The organism is Phycisphaerae bacterium, assembly GCA_035275405.1.
GTDB lineage: Bacteria > Planctomycetota > Phycisphaerae > UBA1845 > UTPLA1 > DATEMU01.
In genome coordinates this window covers 808,716-835,698 of record DATEMU010000003.1, presented here as the reverse complement: position 1 = coordinate 835,698, position 26,983 = coordinate 808,716, and the positions used below count along the sequence as shown (strand labels likewise).

Genomic DNA, 26,983 nt, shown 5'->3' with positions numbered 1-26,983 from the left:
ACCCGAACTGTCGCTTGAGACGGACTACTATGTCGAGGCCCGCGCCGGTCGATGCACCGCAATGCGCGAGGGGGAAGGACTTCGTTTGGGCCCGGTCCGCACCGCTGGCGCCGCTGCGCGCGTGGCAGGGCGGCGCGGACCTGCCGCCGGCCTTTTCGCGGCGCGTTGTTTCTGAATCTTGCGCTTGATCGATTCCAGGGACGCGGCCAGCACTTCGTCCACGTCCTTGCACGGCACAAACTTGATCTGCTTGCGAACGTCGGCTGGAATCTCCACTAAATCCTTTGAATTGCGAAAAGGAATGATCACCGTCTTAATTCCCGCGCGATGCGCCGCCAGAGCTTTTTCCTTCAAGCCGCCAATCGGCAACACCAGCCCGCGCAGCGTAATCTCACCGGTCATCGCCACTTCGCTACGACACGGGCGATTCGTCAATAGGGAAACGAGTGCCGTGAACATCGTAACGCCGGCGGAGGGGCCGTCCTTGGGAATTGCGCCGGCGGGGACGTGAACGTGAATATCCTGCTCGGTAAGTCTTTTTGGATCGACTCCATATTTCGCTGCCCGCGAACGGATCAAGCTGTACGCCGCCTGCACACTCTCTTTCATCACATCGCCGAGTTGACCGGTAAGCTGAAAATTGCCCTTGCCCACCATGCTCGTCGCTTCGACAAAGAGGATGTCCCCCCCGACCGGCGTCCAGGCCAGGCCCGTCACCACGCCGGGAACACTGGTGCGCAGAGCCAACTCCGGCTCATACTTGATCGGCCCGAGGTATTCGGGGAGATTTTTGGGCGTGATCGTCGTCGGGTGCTTCTTGCGGCGCGCCACTTGCGCTGCCACGCCGCGACAAACGGCGCCGATTTCCCGTTCCAGGTTTCGAACGCCCGCCTCCGCCGTGTAGGAATCGATGATCGTCTCCAGCGCTCGATCGGAAAAACTAATGTCGCTCTGCTTGAGCCCGGATTCATTGCGCCGCCGCGGCACGAGATATTTCTTGGCGATGAACAGCTTGTCCAACCGCGTGTAGCCCGGGATTTCGATCACTTCCATCCGATCACGAAGCGGCGGCGGCACGGCTTCCATGTAATTCGAAGTGCAGATGAAAAAGACCCGAGTCAAATCGAACGGCACCCCCAGGTAGTGATCCTGAAATGTGTTGTTCTGCTCCGGATCGAGCACTTCCAGCAGCGCCGAGGACGGATCGCCCCGAAAATCCGCCCCGATCTTGTCCACTTCGTCGATCATGAAGACCGGGTTGTTCGCCCCGGCCTTGCGGATCTCCTGGATGATTCGCCCCGGTAAGGACCCGATATAGGTCCGGCGATGGCCACGGATGTCCGCCTCGTCGCGCACGCCGCCGACGGACATGCGGATGAATTCCCGCCCCAGAGCCCGGGCGATCGACTTGCCGAGCGACGTCTTGCCCACGCCGGGCGGCCCAGTGAAGCACAGGATCGGGCCTCGCCCGTCAGGCTTGAGTTTGCGCACGGCGAGAAACTCGAGGATGCGCTTCTTCACCTTGTCCAAATCGTAATGATCGGCGTTCAGGACCTCCTCGGCATGAGAGATGCCCAACTTGTCCTCGGTCGACTTTGACCACGGCAGTTCGCACAGCCAGTGCAGGTAATCCAGACTTCCGCTGTATTCGGGCGATGCCTGCGGCGTCCTCTGAAGGCGATCCAACTCCCGCTTGGCCTCCTTTTCCACGACTTCCGGCATCTTCGCCTCGGCCAGCGCCTTCTTGATCTCCTGCAATTCCACCTCGCGACCGTCGGTCTCCCCCAGCTCCTTCTGGATCGCGCGAAGTTGCTCGTGCAGGTAGTACTCCCGCTGCGTCTTGTCGATCTCGCTCTTCACCTGTTGTTGAATCTTGCCCGAGAGCTCCAGCACCTCGACCTGATGCGCCAGGTGGTGATTGATCTTCCGCAGCCGGTCCGTGACGTCAAACGTCTCCAGAATCTCCTGCTTCTCCACCAGGCCGAGCGACAGATTCGCCGCGAGAAAGTCCGCCAGCGTGCTGGGCCGGTCGATGCTCTTGAGCACAATGACCGCATCGTCCGGCACGCCGGGCGTCAACTCGATGACCCGCGCCGCCTGGGTCTTGGCCGTATCCTTGAGCGCATCCAGCTCCGTCGTGTTCGCGTAGGTGTCCTCCCGGGTATGCGCCCGCGCGATCAGAAACGGATCGGTCTGGTCGATTCGCTCGATGCCGAACCGAAGCAGCCCATGAACGATGATCGATTGCTGACCCTCCGCCAGGTTCAGCAGCTTGAGGATGCTGACGACCGTCCCGACGCGGTAAAGATCCTCCAATCCCGGGTCGTCCGTCTCCGAGCTGCGCTGCGCGACGACGCCGAGGATCTTGTTACCGGTAATGACGGCGTCGATCAGCTTTTTCGATTTGTCCCGGCCCACGGCAAGGGGAATGATCGTCCCCGGAAAAATAACCGTCTCACGAACGGGGAGGACAGGCAACAGCTCCGGGATTTGAAGTCGTTTGGCCGATTCCGGATCGACGGGGATCACCGCGATTTGAGATTCCCCGCCTTCGTGTTCGCCCCCGCCACTTTCCGCGGTGAGGAGTTCGAGGTCCGGGTCGGTGGCGCTCATGCGGAAAGGCTCCCTGCGGCCGCGCGGCGGCGACTACGTCGTTTTGGGCAGATTAATCCACAGCAGCCCGTCGCGATAATCGGCGCTGATTCCCTCGCGATCGATCGAAGACGGCAGGGCGATCTGCCGGCAGAACGGACCGTTATCAATCTCCATCAAATGAACGCCGATATCGCCGCCGTGCGCGTCGGGCACCGGCGCCGACCGGCGGCCGCGAATCACCAGCGCACCCTCCACCACGTCTACTTCGAAATCGTCGGCCTTCATGCCCGCCACGTCGACGCATACGATCAGAGCCCGGCTCGTTTCATAGATGTTCACATCCGGCCGCCACGCGTCCGCCTGACTGAAGCGGATGTATTGCCGCGTGATCATTTCTTCCGAGGTGATCTCTCCGCGGGCTGTGAGGCGCTGGAAATGGCTGTTCTTACTCATCTTGCGAATCCAGGAAAGTCCGTCACCCGCGCCGACGCGGGCGCGCGCTCAAAGTCTAGGATGGGCCGTCCCGCCCGTCAATTTAGATGGAGTGCAGCCGCCCACGGCTGCTTTCTACGAATCCAGCCCATACTCATTTCGCCGGCTCTCCTAAAATCCGAATCGCTTTTCCAAAACTCTCAAGCGGATCGTTCGAGGGAGGCACGGTCAGCGGCCCCGTATATCGCGCGGCCCTTAGTGCTCCGACAACTGTCGGCCAATCCCCATCCCCCTCGCCGATTCCGGCAGGATTCGCCAATTTCCCTCGGCAATGATCAGTGAGATAAACATGGAATGCGCGATGCCCCAGCGACGCGATCCAATCCTCCGGATAGCCGAAAGCCAAGAGCGATCCGATATCCAGGCTCAGGCCCACGAATGGCGAATTAACACGGTCGATAAACGTCCGCGCCTCCGTCGGCGAAAGCAGAAAACGCGTATCCCGAATCGCGCAGGCAATGTGCACGCCGCGCTGCTGCGCCTCGAAGCGCAGAGCCAACAGGCCCTCGACGGCCCGCCCATATGCCTCCTCGTAGCGGGCTTCGGGCGCGCCAAGGACGACAGGAGCGAAGACAAGCAGAGAGGTGTTGAGCCATCCGGCACGATCAAGCGCCGCAATAACGCGCTCCTGGGCCCGGCGGCGATCGGCGGCATCGGACGACGCCAGGTGCGGGTCCTCCGCCGACCGGCGCAGGGACAGTGCCGAGATTCCGAGTCCGGCATCGACGACCCTCCGGCATATTTCGTGACATTCCGCCGGAGGGGTATCGAGCGAAAGCAATCCGCTTGCTCCAACGGGCAGTTCCAGCCCCTGAAAGCCGGCGCGGGCCGCTACGTGCGCGGTCTGGGCGAGCGCCTCGGCGTTCTCAACGGATTCAATCGCCAGCGAAACGTTCAATCGCCGCCTCCACCAATTCTCAAGCCCGCCAACCTAGCGACAGGTTCGCTGGTGTCAATGACGCCGTCCGGTAACGCCCGATACCGCGGCCGGAATTGCCCGCCACCGCAAAATGCGATTCGAAAAAAAGAGTCGATAGGCACCGACGTCGCTGGATAGAATTGGTGCCGGAAGAACATTTCCGATTCGGCGCGGCCCAGCGATGTCGGCCCGCCGCATTGCTGAGGAGTTCACCCCTGGTAGGTGACGTGTTGGGAGCAAGATGAACGTCAGTTCCAAAGTTCATTCTTGGGCCGAACTCATCGTGTGTCTTTTCGCAGCGATACTCGGCAGTTCCGGCTGCCATCAGCCGGAACAATGGTGTTACACCGGCCCGCGCGTCTATCTGATTGAAGGCACGCCGAACGAACGATCCGATGCCTTGAAATCCATCGCCCACGAACTGACCTGCCAGGAAATCAACGCCCAAGTCTATACCCCCGACAACTGGCTCAAGATCGTCGTCGACATTGACGCGAATCCGGACGAGGAGGTCATCCTCGTCGGCCACGGTCACGGCGCGTTTCTATGCACCCAGGTCGTCCGCCATTACGCCCAATGCCACAAGATGAAGCACATCGACGCCGTCTTCACCATCGATGCCTACAAAAAGGACTGGCCCCACAACGCCCAGGAGCGCGGCGACGATGACCCGCATGAGCCGCCCATGCCGATCCCGATCGGTCACAACGCCATCAAGGTCCGCAACTACGTCCAGCAAAATCCCGACAGCACCAAATGGGGCAGCGACCTTGTCTCCACGCGGGCCTCAAACATCGCCGAGGAGCATCCCTTCTACTGGTACGACGACTACTGGATCCGCCGCGAAGTGACCGGTCAGCACCTTGCCCACGACCTGACGGACATGGGCGTGACACATGAGACGATTGACAACTACGACCGGCTGGTCCAACGTATCGTGCGGTTGTGTCGCAAGGCGGCCCTGTCGCCCTACCACTACACGCCGCCCGAGCACCACGTCGATGTCGCGCCGAAGGCCCTCCCCATCCCAACGCCGACCGGATCGCGGAAAACCGCCGCCCTCGGCCCACCCGCTTAGAGCGAGTCCGCCGGCTGTATCCATCAAATCGATCGCCATCCCCGCAATCCTGGCCGCGATCGCCGGCGCCCTGTTTCTATTCCAAATCCTCGAACCGACGAGTTTCCTCTCCGCCGTCCGTGGCGTGGAGTTCAACGCCATCCCCCGCGCCTCATGGGAAAAAATTTACACAGATCTTCGATCTCGGATGGCCGCCGATCCCGTCGCCCTCAAGCACGACGCTGCCGACAAACTCATCAGTGCCATGGCGAAGGTCGAACCGGGGCCGCTCCCGGCGGAACTCAAAAACGAGGCCACCTACCTGATCCGCTCCGATTTCGACAACCTCCTGAGCCGTCTGACTTATGCCACCCTGCCGGACTTTGAAGCCGCCGCCGACAGGTCGTGCCACGATCGCTTCAACAAAATCCGCCGCCTGATGGACGCCCTTCCGCAGGCCCAGGGCGCACGCCTCTACAACGAGGAATACACGCGGGCGTGGTTCGAGGTGCTCAAAAAGCACATTCGCCGCGCCGACGTCGCGGCCTCCGCGGCGGTCACTCTGAATCACTATCAAATCGTCGATCATTTCGCCGCCTTGCCCAAGCTGCAGCGGCGGCTATCGGATCTTTCCGCCCAGCTTCGCGCTCAGGGAAATGCGGCCAATGCCGATGCCTGTATCCTCTGGCTGGGCCAGGCCCTCCTCGGCGTCATCGACTCGGAAAAAGACGCCGGCACGCGGCTGCTATGCGTCGAGTTGTTGGGAAAAATAGCCGGCCCCGACCGTCAGGTCGCTACCGATCTCGCCTCTTTGCGCGAAGCCTACCACGCCGGCGCGTCCGCCGCGCCGATGGACCCGACGCATCCCTCTCGGCCGCCGGTCGTCGGCACCGAGGAATTCCGGCGAGTCTGGACCCCTTTCATAGCGGCGGCGGCGGTTTTTCTGACATCCATCGGCGCGCTCATCGTGCTGGGCGTCGCCGTATCGGCCCTGGCGGCGCGAGCCATCGCGGGCAAAAACAAAATCCCGGCGCAAGTGCGCGGGCCGACGATGCTCCGATCGGCAGGGCTCGGCGCGGCCTTCGCGGCGTTGATGGCGGTCGTGTGCGTTCGAGCCATGTCGTACGGCCCGTACTCGATGGCGTGGGCGGCCTTGCTGTCCCTGGCCATCATCGCGTGGGGCGTGCTGACCGTCGCGTTGACGATGAGCTCGGACGTAATGTCCGGAGGGAAGCCGCGCGTCGTTCAGCTTGTCGTCGCCGCATTGGCAATGGTCGGACTATGGAGCCTCGCTGCGTCGGCCCCCGCGCCTATCGCGATTGCTCTGAGGCGAATTGGCCTCGCGACGGGAAACTTCACTCTCATATTGGCGACCATCGGCCTCCTGGCGCTGTCGTCATCCGTACTAATGCTCAAGAATTGGCGATTGCTCGCACGTACCGCAGCATTAATCTGGATGACAACAACGTTCTCCGCACTAGGCCTTCTTCAGTATCACCGCATACAGGATCGTCGCTGGATGGACCACGCCGCGCAGGCCCGCCTCGACGAATTCCCCACTCGCCTGGGCCCCAACTGGGAGGACAAGTACCTCAAATCCGCCCGGGCGGCGTATGATATCCCTCGCCCATGAACGCCCAGATCATCAGCATCGGCACCGAACTCGCCCTCGGTCAGACCGTCGACACCAACACGGCCTGGCTCGCACAGAAGCTCGCCGCGGTGGGCGTCGCCTGCGCGAAGCACGTGACGATTGACGACCAGCAGGCCGCTATCGAGCAGGCGATCCGCACCGCCGCCAACGAGACCGAGCTGGTCCTCGTCACCGGCGGTCTCGGCCCCACGCCGGACGACGTGACCCGCCAGGCGGTCGCCGCGGCGATGGATGTCCAGCTCCGATTCGACGAACAGTCATTCAAGTACATCGAGGAATATTTTCGAGCGCGCAAGCGGGCCATGCACCCCGAAAATCGAACGCAGGCGATGTTCCCCGACGGGGCCAAGCCGATCCGCAACCATTTCGGCACCGCCCCTGGCTTTCACGCCGTCGTCGGTCTCACGGATATCTACGTCATGCCCGGTGTCCCGCGCGAAATGAAGATGATGTTCGAGCAGTACGTCCTTCCGTTCATCGAGGAGGCAGCGGCCGGCGAGACAATCGTCCAGCGCACGCTTCACACCTTCGGCATGCCCGAGGCCGAAGTCGGCGAGAAGATCGCCGATTTGATGGAGCGCGGTCGCAACCCCGCCGTCGGCACCAGCGCCGCCGACCTGATCATCTCCATTCGCGTGAATGCCCAAGGCGCGACGCACGACGAGGCCGCCCGCCTGGCGGACGTCGATGTCTTCGAGCTGATCTCGCGCCTGGGAAACGTCGTTTATGGCGAGGGCGACGAGACGCTGGCCGATGCCGTCGCCAAGCTGCTCATCGACCAGAAAAAGACGATTTCCACTGCCGAATCCTGCACCGGCGGTCTCATCGCCAAAATGCTAACCGACGTTTCCGGCAGCAGCGCGTATTTCACGCAGTCGTTCATTACCTACGCAAACGAGTCCAAGCACCGCCTGCTCGGTATTCCCGCCGAACTGATCGGGCAACACGGCGCGGTGAGCGCCGCCGTCGCCGAAGTCATGGCGCAGAAGTGCCGCGAGATCAGCGACACATACTACGCCCTCTCGGCAACTGGCGTGGCGGGCCCGACCGGCGGTACCCCCGAAAAGCCCGTCGGGTTGGTTTACATCACTCTGGCGACACTGGCGAACGTCGTCGTCAAGGAACTCCGCCTCGGCGAAATCCTAACCCGCTCGGAGATTCGCGACCGCACGGCCAAATGCGCGCTGAATTTGCTGCGGCTGGAACTGCTTAAAAACATCCAGCGATGAAATGCTCACTATGCGTTCCAAATGCCCGGTTTGTGAGCACCAGACCGATATACCCATCAGTCCATTCAGCAGCAAACGCTGTACGAATTGCCAATCTCTTCTGAAGCGCGGTAACGCGTTTGAAGCCCGGATCCCTTTCCTTTACGCCTTGTTCCAAATTCTTCCTTTTCTACGGGAAATAAACGTCGTCGAACGGTCTCCCATGTGTTGCAAATCCTGCGGTTACAATCTGACCGGAAACCAGTCCGGCATCTGCCCGGAATGCGGAACTCCGAGCAACGCCGACGGACCACCCCCTTAATCCCTCATTCCCTAAATCCCTCAATCCCTTATTCTCTAGGCCATGCAAACCCGCCCCATCATCGGCCTCGAGATCCACGTCCAGCTTGCCACGCGGACGAAGATGTTCTGCCGCTGCCCGGTTGAGTTCGCCGCCGAACCCAACAGCCTCACGTGCCCCGTCTGCCTGGGCCTACCCGGCGCGCTCCCGGTCATGAACCGCCTTGCCGTCGACTTCGCCATCAAGGCCGGTCTCGCCCTCGGCTGCCGCATCGCCCCGTTCACCAAGTGGGACCGCAAGAGCTACTACTACCCCGACATGCCCAAGAACTACCAGATCAGCCAGTACGACCTGCCGCTCTCGGCGGATGGGGCGTTTGAAATCGCGAAGCCCGACGGTTCATTAAAAAAAATCGGCATCATCCGAGCGCACCTGGAAGAAGACGCCGGCAAGAATCTGCACGAAGGACTCGACCACACCCGCGTCGACCTCAACCGCGCCGGCACGCCGCTCCTCGAAATTGTCACCAAGCCCGACCTCTCCGACGCGGACGAGGCCTACACCTTCTGCGTCGAGTTGCAGCGGCTCGTCCGCTACCTCGGCATCTCCCAGGCCAACATGCAGAAGGGCCAGATGCGCTTCGAGCCGAACGTCAACGTCGCCATCACGGAGGGCGGCGTCGAACACCGCACACCCATCAGCGAGATCAAGAACCTCAACAGCTTCCGCTCGGTCCGTAGCGCGATCCAGTACGAGATCGACCGCCAGATCGCCGCCTGGAAGGCCGACCCCGACTATACGCTCGCCAAGAAGGGCAAAATGAACTTCGGCTGGGACGACGTCCGCGAGGTCACCGAGTTCCAGCGCGGCAAGGAAGAGTCCCACGACTACCGCTACTTCCCCGACCCCGACCTCGTGCCGGTCAAGGTGGACGCGGCCTGGCTGGAGCGCTTGCGCGGTGAAATCGGCGAGCTGCCGTCGATAAAGGAGCGCCGCTTCATCGCCGAATTCGGCATGACCGCGAAGGACTGCGAAGTCATCCTGGCGGACCGCGAAACGGCCGCCCTTTATGAGGACGCGCTGAAGGCCGGCGCCGATGCCAAGCTGCTAACCAAGCACTTCGTCGGAATCTGGAACAACCTCGCCTCCGCCCGCGGCGCCACGATCAGCCGCTTGGGTATCACAGCGCTCGCCGTTACCGAATTAGCCAAGATTGTGCAAGACGGCTCCATCAGCGCCACTGCCGCCGCCCAGGTCGCCGCCGAAATCTGCACTCTCCCCGCCGACGCCGCCGAACCGCCGCTCACTGTCGCCCGCCGCCTCGGTCTCCTTCAGGTCCGCGACGAATCCGCCACGCTCGCCTGGGTCGATCAGGCCTTCGCCGAAAACCCCCAGGCCGTGGCCGACGCCTTAGGCGACAATCCCAAGAAATCCAAGGCCGCCCCCGGCTTCCTCCGCGGCCAGATCATGAAGATCTCCCAAGGCAAGGCCGATCCGAAGCTCGCGGGCGAATTCATCGAAAAGAAGCTTGGGGAGCTACGAATATCCAAGGGTGGGTAGACAATACGAAAGAGGTGCTCGAACAATGACCAATCCAAAATCCCTCCGCCGCCCCCAAATCGCCATCATCGGTTCCTCCGAAGCCGACGACGCCCTCATGAAGCTCGCCTACGAAGCCGGCGCGGTCATCGCCAAACTCAACGCCGCACTCGTCACCGGCGGTCGCGATGGCATCATGGACGCCGCTTCCAAAGGCTGCGCCGAGGCCGGAGGCATCGTCATCGCCGTCGTCCCCGGCACCGGAATGGACGAGGCCAACGGCCACTCCCACTATGTCATCCCCACCGGCCTCGGCTGGGCGCGGAATGTCATCACCGCCATCGCCGGCGACGTGATCCTCGCCATCGGCGGCGCAGCGGGCACCCTCAGCGAGATCGCCTTCGCCTGGATGTACGACCGGCCGATCATCGCCTTGTCGCCCGGCGGCGGCTGGGCGCAGCGGCTCGCCGGCCAAAGCATCGACCATCGTCGAACCGACAAAATCGTGGATTGTCGTACGATCGTGGAGCTGGAAACCGCGCTGCGGTCACAGCTAAGATCGCGTGAATACAGCACTTGACAGGCGCAAAGGCGCGGGATAGAACAAACCGACGTTGGGATGCCGCGGGGCCAAAGGCTGCTCGGCATCGGGTTCTTTACGGTACGTGGCGTTTGGAATCGCAGGAGCTAATAAATGAGTCCCCATCTCACGCTTTTGGCCGGCATCACCGACTGGTTTCCCTGGTACACCTGGGTCAGTGCCGGCGCGTTGGTGATCATCCTCGTCGCCTACCGGATGTATCAAAAGAAGATGATGAGCTAACGGGCCGTCCGTCGCTCCTTCATCGCTACGCGGCGTCAACCCCCCTCCCAGGGAAAAGGTGCGATCTCGCCTCGCGCTTCGGTTGCCTTTCGATCAGCAGCTCTCCACCTCGTGTTCGAACTGCTCCAACGGACAGCCTGCGCACTGCGCCTTGGATTTGCAGTGCCGCTTGCCGACCGCCACGATCAACGCGTGATACTCATTGAAGAGCGCCACATCAGCCGGCAGCGCATCCTCGAATAACGCCTTGAGCCGCTCGTAGTCCGCGTCCTCATCGATCAGCCGATGCCGCCGCGCGAGTCGCGCCGTGTACGCATCCACGACGAAGCTCGGCCGATCCAGCGCGTATAGGAGAATCGAATCCGCCGTCTCGCGCCCGATGCCGTTGACGCTAAGCAATTCTTCACGGAGCTGCTCCAGCGGCACGTCGCGCAGCCGGGTCAGATCGCCTTCGTAACGCTCCCACAACCACCCGACAAAGTTCTTCAACCGCTTGGCCTTCACATTGTAATACCCCGCCGGCCGGATCAACTCCGCCAGCCGCTCGATCTCAATATCGCGAAGCGCCGCCCAATCGATCATCCTCGCCGCCCGTAACTGGGCGATCGCCTTCTCCACATTCTGCCAGTTCGTGTTCTGCGTCAGGATCGCCCCGATCACGATCTCCGTCGGTCCCTCCCCCGGCCACCAGTGCTGCGGGCCATAGGCGCGGTACAGCGCCGTGTAGAACTCCTGCAACAATTCCCCGGTAGTCGATGTCATAAGGTGTCCGGCGCTTCCACTTTATTGCGGTCTCTCCCCCGGCGCGGTAAGGATACCGCCATGGCCAAGCCACGGACCAGGCGAAAGCCACCCAAGACCTTAGCGCGCAAGCCCGCCCGGAAGCGGCCCGGCGCCTCCGACGACTATTGGGACATCACCCATCGTCCGCTGCAATGCCTCGTCTTCCTCCTGCCCATGGTCCTCGCCTACGAGATCGGCATGGCCATCCTCCACGGCAGCCTCCCCGAAGGCGAGCGCCCCGCCCTTGCCGCCCAACAACTTCTCAAGTGGTTCTTCAGCCTCTTCGGCGCGACTGGCTACTACCTCCCCGGCGCGGCCCTCGTCGCCGTGCTCCTGGTCTGGCACCTGGCCAGCCGCAATCCCTGGCGCGTCGCTGGTCAGCCCCTCGCCGGAATGGCGGGCGAGAGCATCCTCCTCTCCATCCCGCTCCTCCTGCTCAACCGCTGGCTGCCCGTCCTCCAGGCGACGACCGACGGCACCACGCATTCCTCCGGAAGTCGCTGGGACGATCTCCTCCTCTCCGTCGGCGCCGGTCTCTACGAAGAACTCCTCTTCCGCCTCATCATCATCACGCTGCTCACTATTCTCCTCGTTGATGTGCTCCGCCTCCGCCAAGTGACGGGCGTGGCCCTCGCCGTCATCCTCTCCTCGCTCGCTTTCGCCGCGCACCATTACTACCCCGTCGGCGCCGATCCCTGGTCCTCCAAGGAATTCGCCTTCCGCGCCGCCGCCGGCGCCTACCTCGCCGCCGTCTTCGTCATGCGCGGCTTCGGCCTCGCCGTCGGTTGCCACGTCACCTACGACGTCATGGCCTTCCTGGTGTAACGCTCCCTCCCCTTGCCAACGCCTCGGTTTAAGAAGCCTGAATCACCACAGAGGCACTGAGACACAGAGAAAACCACAACGGCTATTGGATCTTCCATTAATCAACCTCGAAGTTGATCGCTCGCGCCTTATCGACATTTTTCTGCGTCGTCTCCGTGCCTCTGTGTCTCTGTGGTTAATCTTCTTTTTCTTTTGGCTCGATCAAATCAATCTTGTTGCCGTACAAATCCTGAAGCACCGCCACCGTCCCATACACTTCCTCGCGCGGCGGTCGCACGAACTCAATTCCCTTCGCCCGCAAGGCCTCGTAATCCCGCCAAAAATCGTCGGTCTCCAGGAACAAGAACACCCGCCCACCAGTCTGATCGCCCACGCGGCCCCGCTGCTCCTCCGTCACCGCCCGCGCCAGCAACAATTCAACGCCCGCCCCACCCGCCGGCGCAACCCGTACCCACCGCTTCCCGCCCCCTAAATCCGTGTCCTCCAGCAGGACAAACCCCAACGTTTCGGTGTAAAACCGAATCGCCTCGTCATACTCTCGCACCACGAGGGTCACCTGTGCAATCCGCTGTCCAACCGGTTCGTCTCTCATTTTCCGAGATGTGCTTGATATGTGTCCAGATCGAATCCCACGAGCAACGTGCGCCCCACGCGCAACGTCGGCGCCCGCAAATTCCCCGTCGGCCCGAGAATCGCCTGCAAGAGTTCCGCATCGCTCGGCGGCGTCTTCATGTCGAACGTAACGATTGACTGGCCCTTGGCCACGACGACCCGCGCCGCCGATTTCGCGAGCGCCAGCGCCTCCGCTCTGCCCAATCGGACTTTCTTCGCATCCACGACTTCCGCCGGCTCGATTTTCTGTTTCGCAAGGAACCCTTGCGACTTGCCACAAGACCCTCACCCCTTACGGTGATAATACCATTTGACTCTCTTCTCCATAATCATCCTCCCCGAGTAATCCTAAACCGGACGATTAGGCTCCACCACATTAAGCTCAGTCCAATTCATCTGCGTTATCTGCGTCATCTGTGGAAAACTCTGACTTTTTGACTTTTTGACGTTTCGACGTTTTGACTTTTCAATGCCCCCATGTTCGATTTCCAGGACCTCCCTGACCGCGTCACCCTCGGCCGCGACATCTACATCGCCCCGACCGCCTACATCGGCGGCGAAGTCACCCTCGGCGACGGCTGCACCATCATGCACCACGTCGTCATCCGCGGCGACGTCTCCGCCATCCGCATCGGTCGCCGCTGCAACATCCAGGATGGCGCGATCGTCCACACCAACCGCGGCGTCCCCCTCGACATCGCCGACGACGTGGCCGTCGGTCATCGCGCCGTCGTCCACTGCCGCAGCGTCGGCCCCGGCACGCTCATCGGCATCGGCTCCATCGTCCTCGACGACTGCGAAATCGGCGCGGGCTGCATTATCGCCGCCGGGGCACTTCTTCCGCCCAACACCAAAATCCCCGACGGCAAGCTCGTCATGGGCCTGCCCGGCAAGATCGCCCGCGACGTGAAAGACGAAGAGCGGCTCTACATCCGCGAAGTCATCGAAAGCTACCTCCACCTCGGCCGCCTGCACGCGGCGGGCAAATATCCGAACCACGCCCACCGATCAGAGCCGCGACCGTAAGGGAGCGTCGCGTTGCGCTCGATCGCGCGTTTGCTCACGAATGAGGATAATGTTCTACTTTGCAACCTTTACCATGGCATGTCCACCGCCGTAAACTTGGGCCACGCGACCACCATGATTCCTGCATTCAAAAACCACACTGTCAAATGGCATTTCCGCGAAGGATTTGGTGCCGGGCTTTAACTTCGATTCATACTGCAATCTGCCGTTCGTTGGTATCAGCGGGCAATGGAGCATGCTCTCGCGAAATCCTTCTTCGCTTCGAATCGCTTTTTCCAAATCCGCCGGCAGTCCTTCCGGGTGATGCTCCTCGTACTTCATCATCTGGCCGGCGATGTCCCTGAGATTGGTCAAACATTGCTCCAGCGCCGCCTGGTCGGAAGGCACAACATGTACCCCCGCTCGCTGATTCCCATCAGGAATCTCAAAAAGCTTTGGATCGAGTTGGGCAAGAGAAGGGTATTCGTAAGTCGTAACCACGCGGGTGGGCTCTTCGCCAGTCGTTTTGTCACGCCTTGTCCATGACTCTGTTTTGAGAATTCTCATCTCGGCCGGATCGAATTCAACTACGAGCGGTCGCGATGCGTCATCGCTGCAAGAAATCCTGTGAATGAGTTTCCCATTTGCTTCGATCCGCTCATGGCGCACGTTTGCGTCTCCGCATCGCTGCCGCGCGATCAGATACTCAATGCTCTCCTCTTGCCGCCCCCGCCGAAGGAGTTCAGTGCCGATGCTTGTTTCATACCTTTCAACAACCGCGCCACCTTCCGGCCCTCCTCGATACATTCGCCGCGACTTCTCGTCATAAATCTCCGTATGGCCAGGCAAGTCTGATCGATATCCGAGTCCCGACGCACTCCAACAGTCCCAACTCTGCGTAACTGGTGTTCCCTTGCCCTTGTCCAGTTCGTTTTTGATATGAATAGCTTCGGCCGATTTCATCGCACCGAAAGCTGATTGCAACGAAAGGGGGCCGCTTGCCTCGCCAGGACCGCTCGCCGCGCATCCTGGAATCAAGCTGAGTACCGGTACCACGACCAGCCGACATAGAAAATAATTACGAGAAGACATACGACGCTCCTTTCTAAGCGCAGACTGCTACTATCCAACTAGTCGCCCTAACCGGCTCTGCGCAACGGGCAAATCTCGATTTTCGCTAAATAGTGCCAGCAGAGAAGATTACGACTGAAAAACGGCTCTCTCCAAGCCAATTTGAAGAAATGGGCTACCGATTCGTCGGCCTGTGAAGCCTGCTGATATTGATCTGCACCGGCGCGCCGGGACCACCCTCCGCAGCGCGAAGCGCCGCCGCATCCGGATGCTCATACCCCGCCAGATCCGACTTCACCGGCACCGTCACTTCCAGCCAAACGCAATCCGTCTTCGTCCGCAGCTTAGGCTTTTCCAAGCCCGCCGGTAGGACCACGACCTCGCCGCGTCCAAAGCTCTCTACGCCACCCTTCCCGTATGCAATCTCCCCGCGCCCCTCCAACACCATCCAGCACACCAATTCCGCGTACGGTATCTCCTGCTCCATCTCCCCCGAAAACCGCACCCGCTCGATGACAAATCTCGGGCAGCTCACCAGCCGCGTCACCGTCGTGAAAAAACTCGTCACATGCGACCGCCTCTCACACGCCGCCCAATCCGCATCCGCGCGCACGCAAGCCAGCCCCTTCTCCACATTCAATCCGCCATCCTCCGCGGCCCGAGTCCGCCCCCAGTCGTAGAGCCGATACGTCACCTCCGACGGCGTTTGCACCTCCGCAACCACCACGCCCGCTCCCAGCGCATGCACGGTTCCGCCGGGGACATAAAACGTATCGCCTGCACGGACGCCGATTTTATTCAATAGCTCCGGCACGCGCTGCGGCTCGCGCCGGCAGACTTCTCGAAAATGATCCAGCGTGACTCCGCTCGCCAACCCGCGATAAGCTACGGCCCCTGGCGCGGCATCCAGCACAAACCATGCTTCATGCTTTTTGCGCCCCGAGGCCTCGTCCGCCCCATCGCCCGGATGCACCTGAATGCTCAGCGCCTCGGTCGCGTCCAGAAACTTGATCAGCAGGGGAAACCGCCCCTCGCAAAGCTCCGCCCGCCCCGTCAAACCCGCCCCCCACTCCGCCACCAGCTCGCGCAGCGACCGCCCCTTCGCCGGCCCTCTCGCGACAACGGATTGCGCGCTCTCCACATCCGCGCACTCCCAACTCTCCCCAATCGCCTCCCCCGGCGGCAGCATCTTCCCCAACACCCGCTCCAGATTCCGCCCACCCCACACCTTGTGTCGATAGATCGGCTCAAAAATCAGGGGAGAGATTTGCATCGTGGCGGATTGTAGCAATGAGCCGCCTGCGGTTGAATGCGCATCGATGATCCGCATCAACCACCACCTCACCCTCCCCGACGACGAACTCGTCTTCACCTTCAGCCGCAGCCCCGGCCCCGGCGGTCAGAACGTCAACAAGGTTGCGACCAAAGCGACGCTCCGCTTCGACGTGGCCGGCAGCCCGTCGCTCTCCGACTGGCAGCGCCGCCGGATTCAGGAAGAACTCGCCCCCCGCCTGGACAAACACGGCGTCCTCTCCCTTAGCAGTAGCCGCGAGCGAACGCAATCCGCCAACCAGCGCGAAGCACGAGCGCGTTTCATCCGCCTGCTCGCCGACGCCCTCCGCCCCCGCGCGGTGCGCAAAAAGACCCGCCCCACGAAAGCGTCAAAAGAAAAACGCCTCGCCGAGAAAGCCGCCCGTAAGGCGCGAAAGCAATACCGTAGATTTTCAGGAGATGAATAGCGTCGGCGGGTTTTTCAATTCCGCATTCCGAATTCCCAATTCCGCATTCCCATCTACGGGTTCAGAATAAGCTGCCCCGTGGCCTCGACCGTCACGACATCGTTCGCGTTGTCGTCCAGCTGCGCGAAGACCGTGTACGTCCCGTCCGCCACCCCGTTGCCATCTTGATCGAGGAAATTAAACGTGAACGACCCGTTGTTCCCATCCGTGCTCAGCGGTTCATTGCTCAGCAGGATCACCTCGTTGCCGTTGTCGGGGTTGTCATCGGGATCCAGCCCCAGCGTCATTCGCGCGTCGGCGTTCGCGCTTCCGTTGTCCGTCCACGTGATGTTGAACGTATTCCCGGTCGTCACCGTCTCGTCCGTCGCCCCCGGTGCGGTGAAGTTCAATGTCGGCACCGGCAGCGTCGTCGTGATGTTCACCACGCCCGTTGTCCCGCGATCCGGATCGAGCGACATGACCGTCTCGCTCGTCCCGTCCGGCGCCTCAATGGTCATCGTAATGATATAGCGACCCACGCGAACGCCGGTCGTGTCCCAATGGAAAATATCGTTCTCGCCGTCCGCAATAGCGTCGCGCCCCGTCCCCGGCGTCGCATCCCCGATCAGGAAGATAACCGGCCCGGTAGGGGCGTCTGGAAGCGTGGTATTGCCGGTGGTTGCATTTCGCTGCGCCTGCACGCGCACGCCCGTCCCCGCGACGCTCGCGATATCCGCCCATTGAACGGTCGCCATCGCGCCGGCAGCCACCGTCTCGACGCCGACCGGATGCACGACCGCAATCCCCAATTCAAGCTCGGTATCGCTGATAATCTCGACGGGAATGGACTCCGCGCCGTAAAGCCAAATATCGCCCGTGCAGCCCACCGTCGCCGTCAGCGCAACCAGACACACCACCTTGCACAGGCGCATCACAGCTCCCCTTCGATCGTTCACTCTCATCATGCGAAAGCACCCCCCGGTGCGCTCTTTCGCGCTCAACTTTGGCGATGGTCTTCCAGCCTGCGAGGAGAGGAGTACGCCCGGCACTCCCTGGTACGGTCCCCCATTTCGCCGTTACCGGATCGGCAATTCGGCCCCGATCCACAACATTCTTTGCCGCTTCATCGGAGTTTGTCAATGTTTATGGGCTGTTCCGATGAGTCGGGGCGACCCAATCCATGTTTGGTGCCCCAAATTCCGCCGTTCTGGCCGATAATCCAACGCCCTGGTCGTTATTGACCTTCCCCCAAACGATTCCTAGTCTTGTATGATGTCCGTCGGCCCAAAACCCTCCTCGCCATAATGCCCGCCTCGCCTATCATTACCCACAACCCTCGCCGACTGATGGAGCCGCCTTTTCATGGATCTGATAAATAAGCCCCTTTTTCCAACCAGGTTATTTCTTGTGTGCGCTGTCGCCCTTGCACTGTTCCTCGCGAGCTGCGATGGCTTCAATCCCCCGCCGCCCGGGGCCTTCGAGATTCTCGCCACCCCGACCGGCTGCGGCGTCAAGGTCTCCTCGACCGAAACCGTCAGCTGGTCCGTCACCTTCACTGCCTCGGGCGTCCCTGCGAATGCACTCGTGCAATGGTCATTCTCCGACGGAACCACCGGAACGGGCGTCAGCATCGTCAAGACCTTTAAGACCGCTGCACAGGAAGCGGCCGACGTCTCCGGCAACACCGAAGATCATGATCCGATCAACTTCGACGTCACCGCGACCGTGGGAACCGACGTCGTCACGCGGACGATCGAGATTCCCATGCGCGGCACGCCCGACGGCGGCCCCGAGCCCGGCGGCGACACCTGCGTTTTCGATGAGGGCCGCACCCATGTCGCGAACGGCACAATCATTTGCTACAGCAACAATCCCCCGGCCTCCGGAGCGCACTATTCGTCGGCGGGCGTGTCGCCCGTCGCGCCCGGCTTCTACGACGAGGCTGTGGCGCCAGAAGTTTATGTCCACAACCTCGAACACGGAACGGTCGTGCTGCTATACGACTGCGGCGGTCCCTGCTCCGACGAAACCAAGGCTCAGTTGCAGGCGCTCTTCGACGCCCTCCCGCCCTCGCCGCGGTTCGACGAGAAAAAGATGGTGATCTGCCGGTACGACGGGATCAGCGCCTCCTGCACCGGCACAACGACGTTTCCGGCTTCCGGCCCCTACCTCGCGATTTCCTGGGACGTCCAGCACGCCTTCCAGACCTTGGACACCGCCGCCATCATCGATTTCTACAATCGCCACGTGGACCAGGGCCCCGAAGACGCCCCCATTCCCCAGTAATCGTCGCGGTCGGCCATAGCCGCATTATCTGCGCCGACTCGCGCGAAATCCGCCGGACGGTGCCTCGCGCATCTTGTACTGAGAACTCCGCGCTGCTCCGCCGATCTATAATCAATGGGGTCTTGCCAGACCGATTCCTCGCCTGATCCCGGCGCGCCGGGACCGCCGATATCCTTCGGGAACCGATCGCGAGTACGCTTCATGATTAAAACGCTGAAACGCCAACCGATCGAGACCATCGTCTTCGTCCTGTGCATCGCGGCCGCCGCGCTGTCGCATTCCTGCGCAACGCAGAGCGCCCTGTTCAACAACTCCGCCGCGACCAGCAACTTCATCACGCCGTTTGGCGTGCCGTCGCCCCGCGCCCTTCAGGTCGGCTTCGTCAACAACACGCCATTCCGCGCGATCTTCACCTTTGGCGCCTACGACCAGCTCGACAACGACACGATTCCCAACAACTTCGGCCAGCTTCGGCTTGAGGGCAACACCTCCAGCGCCCAGATCGCCCAGCCTTGCCGCAAGACCTTCTCCGTCGGCGGCGCGGAACTGATCCGCCTCATCGAGGAAAACGAGGAGAACCCCGCCATCAACATCACCGATGAAAACGCCCTCATCGTCGGCGTCAACTTCTCCTCCGCCCCCCTCGGCGATCCCCTCGAGGCCGAACCCACCGAAGGTACCGCCAACGGCGCCGTCCTTACCGCAGGAAACGAGTACACCTGCGCCCGCACCGACCCCGACCAACTCACCGGCAACGGTCTCGTCATCTTCACCTTCGAACAGGACGCGACCGCCCCCGGCGGCTTCCGCGTCGACTTCTCCTTCGTCGCCCCCTGACCCCTTCTCCCTCCCAGGGAGAGGGTTGGGGTGAGGGTCCAAACACCACATGCGCCCCGCGCGCAGCCTTCGATTGCACACGAGGGCCGGGGTGAGGGCTCGACAACCACGTGCTCCATCCGCGCCAGCCCTCCCCACCGCCTTCTTTCACTGTTTTCACGACAATCGCCAACCCCACCCTCGCTTGATCGCCGCTAAATTGTCTACATGACCGACCACACGCCATCCGGCCCGGTCGTGATTGCCGGCGGCAGCGGCTTTCTTGGTATATCGCTCGCCACCCATTTCGCGACTACGGCGAACCCGATCATCATTCTGTCTCGAACACCGCCCAGAATCCGCGGTCCATGGCGGCATGTCCCTTGGGACGCACGCTCGATCGGAACATGGTTGAGCGAACTCAACGGCGCGGCCGGTCTCGTAAATCTCGTAGGCCGTTCCGTCGACTGCATCAAGACGCCCGATCACCAGGACGAAATCCTGCGCTCGCGCGTGGAAGCGACGCGAGTCTTGGGCCAGGCGATGCGTTCCCTTGAACACCCGCCGCCCGTCTGGGTGCAAATGAGCACTGCCCACATCTACGGCGACCCGCCCCGCGTGACGTGTACTGAAGATTCACCCTCAGGCGTCGGATTCGCGCCGTTCATCGGTAGGGCGTGGGAGGAGGCCTTCGACCAAAGCGCGTTGCCGTCGCAGCGAAAGGTTATCCTCCGAACCAGCTTCGTGATCGGACGGGATCGCGGCGCGGGCGGCGGGGCTCTGAGACGACTGAAAACGCTCGTCCGCCTCGGCCTCGGCGGAAGGGTCGGATCGGGCGAACACGGCATGAGTTGGATACACGAAACCGACATGAACCGCCTCTTCGAACGCGCCCTCAGCGACCCTCAAATGCAGGGCACATACATCGCCTCATCGCCCAATCCCGTCTCCCAGCGCGAATTCATGCGCTCGCTGCGCCGTGCCATGAAAATCCCCATCGGCCTGCCCGCATTCGGATGGATGGTCCGCCTCGGCGCGCCGCTCTTGATGCGCACCGACCCCGAACTCGCGCTCTACGGTCGCTATGTCATTTCCCGAAGACTCCGCGAGGAAGAATTCGAGTTCAAATTCCCCGACCTGGATGCCGCACTCGCGGATTTGTTTGGATGACACAACGTAGGGCAGATCGAGTTCGCGGGAGGGCGAGGCTCCCGCCGAGCCGCAGTGAATAGAGTAATGTCTATCGCCGCTCCCGCCGCTCACTCTCAGCCCGAAGGGCTGATCGAAAGTAGGCAGGGGCAACGCCCCTGTACAAAAGTCCCGCCCCCAAAAGATTCTCTTCGATCCTGAAGGGATTAAATCCTCCCAACGCCAAAGGCGTTCCGTCCCCTAGCCCAGGGTTGCCCGCCGCGGCGACCTACCCTGGGTCAACGCAATGTAATCGCGCCACTACCCCAACGGGGTTGTGTCCCGCCCCGCCGCTTCCAACATGATGGCCTTCTTTTGCTCGTTGGGAATCACCGAACCACACTCTGGACAAGTCCCGCTCACATTCCCTCTTAGCTCGTAATTGCAAGACGCACATCGCATCGCCAGTTCGGGATTTGATTCTTTGGACTTGATAATCATCAATGGCGATACTATCAATCCACTTATACCGATAAGCAAAAGGGGGACCGACAAGAACTCACGTACCCTGTCCTGCTGACTAGTCGAGATTAGAGGGAGTTTTCCACCTGCCCCGACGAAAATCATAAAGCAGGCAACTGCGAAGTATCCAACGGCTATTGGAGTCCACCACGATTTTATGGTCTTATGCCATGCTTCTAGTAATTTGGCTATATATGTCGCGACAGGGAGTAGCACTCCTATCACGACACAGCCAAAAACTGGTCCATCCGCCAAAATGAAAAGGGCGACCACAGGGGACATTCTATTTTTCGTCTCCCTCCCGGCCCGTGCATCGGGCCGCCCTCAGCCGCTCCAACTCCATTTCCAGAAACTCTTTGACCCGACAATAGTCCCCATCCGGAAGAAAGATCTCCAGGTAATACACTCGGCGCTTGGACCTTTCGCGATCACACATCACGCGGTCATGGATGTATTGATAGTATCTTTGTGCCCAAGAGGATTCGGCCTGGCCGTGGTCATTCGACAACAGTCTAATCAGTCCATCTTTGCAGATATGATGGTTGAGAAGCGTAAGGCAGTCATGCGTCCCATTCTCCCAGATGGCGGTTTCCACGGCTAGATCGTCATCGCGCGCACTATAGCCCGCGATGAGAGGAACAATTTCAAATGAGTCCATCGGCATCACCACGGGATGGCCCAAGGGCAGATAAGGCCAGCCGGGACACCAACAGAGCCACGCCACCTTCGTTCTAGCTGGCAAAGTAGCAGTCCCGTGCGTGATCTCAACCAGACAATCGAAGGTCTGTGGCTCTCTCGGAATGAGGCCGCGATACTGTCGCTGAACGATAAGCAACCCATCCTTGTCAATCATGTTTCCGGCGGAATCCCGAAACTCCAGCTTAAGCCCGCTCCCCTTACACGCAGCCGGAAAAACCGCCAGCGGAACCGGTATCAGGCACCCTGTGCAAAGGACGCTGGCCATCGGTAGTGCGACACCTAGGGCAAATCGGGAGGACCAAGTAGTCATGCTACTCGTCGCCCCCCTCCTGGCTCGTGCATCCCGCCACCTTCAGCCGCCTCAACTCCGTCTCAAGAAACTTGCTTGAACTAGCGCGCAGGCTATCAACAGATAGGCTCTCACGTCGGCACTTCTTGAAGACTAAACCCATCACTCAGATCCATCCAAACACCGGAGCGCTTTGGTCGCCTTATAGACAGCACCTGGGTCCTTTCTATCCCGGGCATCATGCAATACACTTTGCAAGTTGTGCCGTGTCGACGTTATTCTGAGTCTCCCTGCAGTGCTTATCAGTCTAAACTGATAGAACTCGATTTCCTTCCTTGGGTTGATCGCCTTGCGGGCCCCCCTTCTATTTGTCGTCTCTCCCTTGGCCTCGGAGGACGATAACGATACCGGCCGGATTAGAAGAAAAGAGGAGTCCTTATCACATTCGTCCCTAAAGCGTCCGACTTCTTCTAGTTCGAGAAGAGCGATTGCTCCCGCCATACGCTCTAACGGTCTCTGTGACGACAAGCTCCTTTCAATGTAAGGCCGTAGTGCGGAAGCCTGTTTGGCCCCGTCACGGTCGGGCCTCGATGACCCATAGGACCACCGACCTGCGGCCTCAAGGGCACAGATCATCAGATAAGGATGGCCGGAGCGAATCCCATCCTCAATATCCGACACAATTGCACTGTCGTTTCTGAATTGCTTTAGGAGTTGCTGTGCTATCCTTTCCTGTTCAGCCGTCAGCGGCGCTACTGAGATCTCAATCATGGCGGCCACTTCGTTCGGTAGTACGAGTTCCGGCCGTTCGTCCGGAACATACGGGACGGACTCAAGCCCCGGCGACTCGGATGGCGTCTTCCTGTTCTCAAGGACCGCAAGGGCCGTCCGCGCCGCCTCTGCCGTCTGTTTGACAAGCTGCCCATGCGAATCCGCCGCAATCGCCTCGAGATGCTTTTTTGCCGCTCCTACTTTCAATCGCCCGCACATCTCGATCACTCTGTTGCGGGTATCCGCAACCGCCGATACCGCCATGAGCGCCCGGAACCGCTTCTCGGTGACGTCGCGGGCCTCGCCCGGTGTCGGCGCGCTGAATATGTCCACCCCCGGCTCGGGTTCCGGCCGGACCAGGAGGAACGTCGAATCCCGCGCCAACTCTTTTTCCAGCCGCGCGTTTTCTTCAAGGACGAGCAGCGCCATCGCACCGGTCAGTCGCTCAAAAGGCTCCTTAGACGATAAGCACCGATCGACCAGCGGCGCGACCTTCGCCATCCGCTCGTCGCGCTTCTCCGCCTCGCCAGTCCCATAGCGAACCCAATCGCACGCCCTCGACATCGCTGCAATGAAGAGGAAAGGCTCCTTCGTCGCCATGGCCTTCTCAAGGTGCTCAAGAAGCTCCTTGTCATCGATGGAATCAAGCGCACGCTCATGAAAGGAAGCAATCAGTTCCTGTTCCTTCGCCGGCGGCACGCCGACCGTGCGCGATTCGATCTTGGCCTGTGCCTGGCAACCCGCGGCGAAGCACGCCTGAACGCAAAAAACCCCCAGCAACGCTCCCGCACGTAACGTCATCACTCGACCTCCCGCAGTTTATTGGGAACGGCTACCAGCTTGTCCGACGATCGCAGATACATTCCGCATTCCGGGCACACCCCGCTGATATTCCCCATAAGATCGTATCCGCAATTGGGACAGTACCCTGTCCGCGTACCTCGCCAGAACTTCCACGAGCCCAACGCCATGCGGCAGTGGATCAACACGACGATGAAAAACCCAAGGGGCATCCAGAGCGGCAGGCCGAAAAAAGTGCTGTATCGTGTGTGCATTGAGCTTCCACCCTTGAGGTCGTAAAACGGAAGCGCTTGCTGCCATGCGAAATAGACCCACGACTGCGCGCTGGTCAGCGAAGGCTCTGCCGTTGGGACAACGGAGGATAATGTCGCTGGCACCGCGCCCAGCGGAATATCAAAAGCCAAATAGCAAAAGCGCAAATGCGTATTGGAGATGCTCCAGCCGAATCCTCGATAGGGCGCAATCCAGAACTCCCCCGAAAAAGGACGCCAAACGCTCGTACCAGCGACCACGAGAGTTGCCGCGGCCCCGAAGATGGCAACAAACGCCAGACGCCGATAGGCGCGGTCCCGGCGAACACCGTATGCTTTCGGCGCACTCACCTGATCATCTCCAAGTCGCCCGCGCGGCTCCCTCTACCTAACACGCTAGTCGGAAATCACCCTCCCTGCGCAACGCCCTGGCTCGCAAGATTTTTTTCCAAAGCTGTTGTCCTGCGCCTAACCCCTTGCCCCGCCAGCACTAAGCAGCCAACACCACTCCATCCCTGTTCCCTCAATCCCAGCCGGCGCGCCCCCCAAGCCCCAAGCCTCAAGCCTCAAGTCTCCGACCCCCCGCTCACCTGTTCGCCTGCTCCCCTGCTCAGATTAAAGGGCACGCCGAGCAAGGATGGGCTTAGAGAACAAGAAAAGCGGCGAACCCGCTGCCAACCTTGAGGCCAACGACTTATGGCGAATGGCTCATGGCTCGGTCGTTCTGGGAATTTCAGTAAAATTCAGGTTGCGAGGGCCTGTTCAGCCAGAAATCAGAGCCGCCGGTGATATGATGATTAACTTCAACCCTGGCTTCCACCCACCAAAAATGAATCTCTGTGTCCTCGGTGCCTCTGTGGTGATCGTCTTCCCGTTCCGTCCTGTTCCGCCTTGTTCCACCAACAAAAAAAACCTGCCCCTCGTTGGCGCTCGATTGCGGCCGATTGCACCTCAAAAAAATCTGCGGCCATCGCCGCTCGAATGCTGGCCCCCCCGGACCCTCAGGCCTCAAGCCTCAGGTCTCAAGCCTTTTCCATTATTTTCCATTATTTTCCGGCTCGAAGATCGATCCCCTTGTCCGTGCCCTCGGCGCCGGAGTTCACCCGCCGAGGCGAGCGGCGGGACTTCCGAATTCCGCATGGGCCCGCTCTGCCTTTTCCCACCAAACAACAAAGCCTCTGTGTCCTCGGTGCCTCTGTGGTGCAATCTTGTTCATCCTGTAAATCCTGTCCATTCAAGGCTATACTGCTGTGCGTCATACAGTCGAGCCGGTGTGCGTCCCGGGCCGATTATTCGTTCTCGTTCATCCGCGGCATGGCCCGCCGCCTTTCGTCTTCCCGACGCCGCCCTCGCTGGAGCGTCCCATGTATAACCTTTCATCCCCCGGGAGCCCGCCATGTTGGTCCACTATTTCCTCCGCGCCTTTCTCATCCTCGCCCTCGTCGCCCTCGGAATCTCCTATGCCGAAAAGGGAGAAGTCCTCGGCGAATACCGCACGAGCCTGATCCTCGGCGCCGTCGTCCTCGCCGCCCTGGTCATCGCCATCGATTCCATGATCTCCCGCAAGAGCCTCCAGGCCCTCGCCGGGCTCTTCTTCGGCCTCACCGTCGGTCTGCTCATCACCTACGGCCTGACCCTGGTGCTCGACCTCTTGGTCTGGGCCTTCTGGCCCAATCTCGCCCCCATCGACGGCAAGGACCAGCCCGCCGTCGCCATCACCAAAGTCCTCGTCGGCATCATCACCTGCTACCTCTGCGTCAGCTTCATCCTCCAGACCAAGGACGACATCCGCTTCGTCATCCCCTACGTCGAGTTCGCCAAGCAGGTCAAAGGCCAGCGGCCCATCCTCCTCGACACCTCCGTCATCATCGACGGCCGTATCGCCGACATCTGCGACACCGGCATCATCGATCAGAAGCTCGTCGTTCCGCGCTTTGTCCTCCAGGAGTTGCAGATGGTCGCCGACTCCGGCGACAAGCTGAAGCGCATCCGCGGCCGCCGCGGTCTGGACATCCTCAACCGCCTGCAAAGCACCCCCAACGTCGAAGTCGAGATCGCCGAGGCCCGCCTGACCGGCCCGGAGGCGGACGAAGGCGTCGATCTGAAGCTCCTGGCCTACGCCCAGCAGATCAACGCCCGAGTGGCGACGAACGACTACAACCTCAACAAAGTCGCCAAGGTCCGCGGCGTCCAGATCATCAACATCAACGACCTCGCCGGCGCGCTCAAGCCCGTCGTCCTGCCCGGTGAGGGTATGACCGTAAAGGTCATCAAGCCCGGCGAGGAGCCCGGCCAGGGCATCGGCTACCTGGACGACGGCACGATGGTCGTCATCGAACAGGGCCGCCAGCAGATCGGCAATGTGGTGGAAGTCGCGGTCACCAGCGTCCTGCAAACCTCGGCAGGTCGGATGATCTTCGGCCGCCTGGAAGGCACGAGCCCGCCCCCACCGCGCCGCCGGCCCAATCAACAAACCGCGTGATGCAATGCCGGATTATTCACCGCAACAACGCAAGATCATCGATCGATACTACGACAATCGCGACGGAATCATGCTCGCGAAGCTGGGCGAACTCGTCGGCGAACTCTATCTCGCAGACGCCGACGCGAAACGCGCCAAGCTCTGGGACCGCGTCGCCAAGGCGCTGAAGAACCTGAAGGTCCCCGAGGCCACGGCGGCGCACATCCTCAAGGAGCGCCGCCCCGAACTCCTCGCATCGCACCTCAAAGATTGGACTATGAAGAAATGACGGGGGCCAGCGAAGCAAATTCATCACCACAGAGGCTCAGAGACGAAATCAGGGAATGGAACGGAGAT

The 26,983-nt window shown here is 61.0% G+C and carries 25 protein-coding genes and 1 pseudogene; 14 read left to right on the top strand and 12 right to left on the bottom strand.

Annotation, left to right across the window (positions count from 1 at the left end; all coding sequences use genetic code 11):
* Positions 1-27: 27 nt before the first annotated feature.
* From lon to VJZ71_05470, 3 genes are all read right to left on the bottom strand, one after another.
* On the bottom strand, positions 28-2,613 hold the full coding sequence (gene lon, locus VJZ71_05480) for an endopeptidase La (protein ID HKQ47498.1): 2,586 nt from the start codon (positions 2,611-2,613) through the stop codon (positions 28-30).
* Positions 2,614-2,646: 33 nt separating this feature from the next.
* On the bottom strand, positions 2,647-3,048 hold the full coding sequence (locus tag VJZ71_05475) for an Hsp20/alpha crystallin family protein (protein ID HKQ47497.1): 402 nt from the start codon (positions 3,046-3,048) through the stop codon (positions 2,647-2,649).
* Positions 3,049-3,181: 133 nt separating this feature from the next.
* Complete coding sequence (locus tag VJZ71_05470; protein HKQ47496.1) at positions 3,182-3,985, bottom strand: sugar phosphate isomerase/epimerase family protein; 804 nt, start codon at positions 3,983-3,985, stop codon at positions 3,182-3,184.
* A gap of 262 nt (positions 3,986-4,247) precedes the next feature.
* Here VJZ71_05470 and VJZ71_05465 point away from each other — a divergent pair, with 262 nt between their 5' ends.
* From VJZ71_05465 to VJZ71_05440, 6 genes are all read left to right on the top strand, one after another.
* Positions 4,248-5,084 (top strand): hypothetical protein, encoded by an 837-nt coding sequence (locus VJZ71_05465; protein ID HKQ47495.1) that lies wholly within the window; start codon positions 4,248-4,250, stop codon positions 5,082-5,084.
* The gene (locus VJZ71_05460; GenBank protein ID HKQ47494.1) at positions 5,008-6,696 is read left to right on the top strand and encodes a hypothetical protein; all 1,689 of its coding nucleotides are present in this window, start codon (positions 5,008-5,010) and stop codon (positions 6,694-6,696) included. The genes VJZ71_05465 and VJZ71_05460 overlap by 77 nt, the downstream gene beginning before the upstream one ends.
* The gene (locus VJZ71_05455) at positions 6,693-7,946 is read left to right on the top strand and encodes a competence/damage-inducible protein A (GenBank protein ID HKQ47493.1); all 1,254 of its coding nucleotides are present in this window, start codon (positions 6,693-6,695) and stop codon (positions 7,944-7,946) included. The genes VJZ71_05460 and VJZ71_05455 overlap by 4 nt, the downstream gene beginning before the upstream one ends.
* Before the next feature lie 343 nt (positions 7,947-8,289).
* Positions 8,290-9,786, top strand: a complete 1,497-nt coding sequence (gatB, locus tag VJZ71_05450) for an Asp-tRNA(Asn)/Glu-tRNA(Gln) amidotransferase subunit GatB (protein HKQ47492.1) — start codon at positions 8,290-8,292, stop codon at positions 9,784-9,786.
* 25 nt (positions 9,787-9,811) lie between these two features.
* Positions 9,812-10,345 carry a TIGR00725 family protein gene (locus VJZ71_05445; GenBank protein HKQ47491.1) on the top strand — a complete coding sequence of 178 codons (534 nt, stop codon included), beginning with the start codon at positions 9,812-9,814 and terminating at the stop codon, positions 10,343-10,345.
* 114 nt (positions 10,346-10,459) lie between these two features.
* Positions 10,460-10,588 carry a hypothetical protein gene (locus VJZ71_05440; GenBank protein HKQ47490.1) on the top strand — a complete coding sequence of 43 codons (129 nt, stop codon included), beginning with the start codon at positions 10,460-10,462 and terminating at the stop codon, positions 10,586-10,588.
* A gap of 93 nt (positions 10,589-10,681) precedes the next feature.
* On the opposite strand, the gene VJZ71_05435 is transcribed toward VJZ71_05440, so the two are convergent.
* Positions 10,682-11,350 (bottom strand): endonuclease III domain-containing protein, encoded by a 669-nt coding sequence (locus VJZ71_05435; GenBank protein ID HKQ47489.1) that lies wholly within the window; start codon positions 11,348-11,350, stop codon positions 10,682-10,684.
* Between the two features lie 60 nt (positions 11,351-11,410).
* On the opposite strand from VJZ71_05435, the gene VJZ71_05430 reads away from it, so the two are divergent.
* Positions 11,411-12,196: a CPBP family intramembrane glutamic endopeptidase gene (locus VJZ71_05430; protein ID HKQ47488.1), complete on the top strand. Its 786-nt coding sequence runs from the start codon at positions 11,411-11,413 to the stop codon at positions 12,194-12,196.
* Between the two features lie 175 nt (positions 12,197-12,371).
* Here the strand turns inward: VJZ71_05430 and VJZ71_05425 are convergent, their stop codons facing one another.
* Positions 12,372-12,788: a VOC family protein gene (locus VJZ71_05425; GenBank protein ID HKQ47487.1), complete on the bottom strand. Its 417-nt coding sequence runs from the start codon at positions 12,786-12,788 to the stop codon at positions 12,372-12,374.
* Positions 12,785-13,078: pseudogene (locus VJZ71_05420) on the bottom strand (ArsC family (seleno)protein). Before VJZ71_05420 ends, VJZ71_05425 begins: the two are co-directional and overlap by 4 nt.
* Before the next feature lie 207 nt (positions 13,079-13,285).
* On the opposite strand from VJZ71_05420, the gene VJZ71_05415 reads away from it, so the two are divergent.
* Complete coding sequence (locus tag VJZ71_05415; protein HKQ47486.1) at positions 13,286-13,834, top strand: gamma carbonic anhydrase family protein; 549 nt, start codon at positions 13,286-13,288, stop codon at positions 13,832-13,834.
* 54 nt (positions 13,835-13,888) lie between these two features.
* On the opposite strand, the gene VJZ71_05410 is transcribed toward VJZ71_05415, so the two are convergent.
* The gene (locus VJZ71_05410) at positions 13,889-14,905 is read right to left on the bottom strand and encodes a hypothetical protein (protein HKQ47485.1); all 1,017 of its coding nucleotides are present in this window, start codon (positions 14,903-14,905) and stop codon (positions 13,889-13,891) included.
* 154 nt (positions 14,906-15,059) lie between these two features.
* Complete coding sequence (locus VJZ71_05405) at positions 15,060-16,157, bottom strand: type I phosphomannose isomerase catalytic subunit (protein HKQ47484.1); 1,098 nt, start codon at positions 16,155-16,157, stop codon at positions 15,060-15,062.
* Positions 16,158-16,203: 46 nt separating this feature from the next.
* On the opposite strand from VJZ71_05405, the gene arfB reads away from it, so the two are divergent.
* Positions 16,204-16,623 (top strand): alternative ribosome rescue aminoacyl-tRNA hydrolase ArfB, encoded by a 420-nt coding sequence (gene arfB, locus VJZ71_05400; protein ID HKQ47483.1) that lies wholly within the window; start codon positions 16,204-16,206, stop codon positions 16,621-16,623.
* Between the two features lie 53 nt (positions 16,624-16,676).
* Here the strand turns inward: arfB and VJZ71_05395 are convergent, their stop codons facing one another.
* On the bottom strand, positions 16,677-17,534 hold the full coding sequence (locus VJZ71_05395) for a hypothetical protein (GenBank protein HKQ47482.1): 858 nt from the start codon (positions 17,532-17,534) through the stop codon (positions 16,677-16,679).
* A gap of 475 nt (positions 17,535-18,009) precedes the next feature.
* Between VJZ71_05395 and VJZ71_05390 the strand changes: the two genes are divergently transcribed.
* The 3 genes from VJZ71_05390 to VJZ71_05380 all read left to right on the top strand — a co-directional run bounded on the left by VJZ71_05390 (position 18,010) and on the right by VJZ71_05380 (position 20,874).
* On the top strand, positions 18,010-18,888 hold the full coding sequence (locus VJZ71_05390) for a DUF3105 domain-containing protein (protein ID HKQ47481.1): 879 nt from the start codon (positions 18,010-18,012) through the stop codon (positions 18,886-18,888).
* Positions 18,889-19,089: 201 nt separating this feature from the next.
* On the top strand, positions 19,090-19,725 hold the full coding sequence (locus tag VJZ71_05385) for a hypothetical protein (protein ID HKQ47480.1): 636 nt from the start codon (positions 19,090-19,092) through the stop codon (positions 19,723-19,725).
* 207 nt (positions 19,726-19,932) lie between these two features.
* Complete coding sequence (locus VJZ71_05380) at positions 19,933-20,874, top strand: DUF1731 domain-containing protein (GenBank protein ID HKQ47479.1); 942 nt, start codon at positions 19,933-19,935, stop codon at positions 20,872-20,874.
* A 763-nt stretch (positions 20,875-21,637) separates the two neighbouring features.
* Here the strand turns inward: VJZ71_05380 and VJZ71_05375 are convergent.
* From VJZ71_05375 to VJZ71_05365, 3 genes are all read right to left on the bottom strand, one after another.
* Positions 21,638-22,012: a hypothetical protein gene (locus VJZ71_05375; protein ID HKQ47478.1), complete on the bottom strand. Its 375-nt coding sequence runs from the start codon at positions 22,010-22,012 to the stop codon at positions 21,638-21,640.
* A 492-nt stretch (positions 22,013-22,504) separates the two neighbouring features.
* Positions 22,505-23,914, bottom strand: a complete 1,410-nt coding sequence (locus VJZ71_05370; GenBank protein ID HKQ47477.1) for a hypothetical protein — start codon at positions 23,912-23,914, stop codon at positions 22,505-22,507.
* The gene (locus VJZ71_05365; protein ID HKQ47476.1) at positions 23,914-24,516 is read right to left on the bottom strand and encodes a hypothetical protein; all 603 of its coding nucleotides are present in this window, start codon (positions 24,514-24,516) and stop codon (positions 23,914-23,916) included. Before VJZ71_05365 ends, VJZ71_05370 begins: the two co-directional genes overlap by 1 nt.
* Before the next feature lie 1,045 nt (positions 24,517-25,561).
* Between VJZ71_05365 and VJZ71_05360 the strand changes: the two genes are divergently transcribed.
* The gene (locus tag VJZ71_05360; protein ID HKQ47475.1) at positions 25,562-26,647 is read left to right on the top strand and encodes a PIN domain-containing protein; all 1,086 of its coding nucleotides are present in this window, start codon (positions 25,562-25,564) and stop codon (positions 26,645-26,647) included.
* 4 nt (positions 26,648-26,651) lie between these two features.
* Positions 26,652-26,915 carry a hypothetical protein gene (locus tag VJZ71_05355; GenBank protein ID HKQ47474.1) on the top strand — a complete coding sequence of 88 codons (264 nt, stop codon included), beginning with the start codon at positions 26,652-26,654 and terminating at the stop codon, positions 26,913-26,915.
* Positions 26,916-26,983 lie beyond the last annotated feature (68 nt).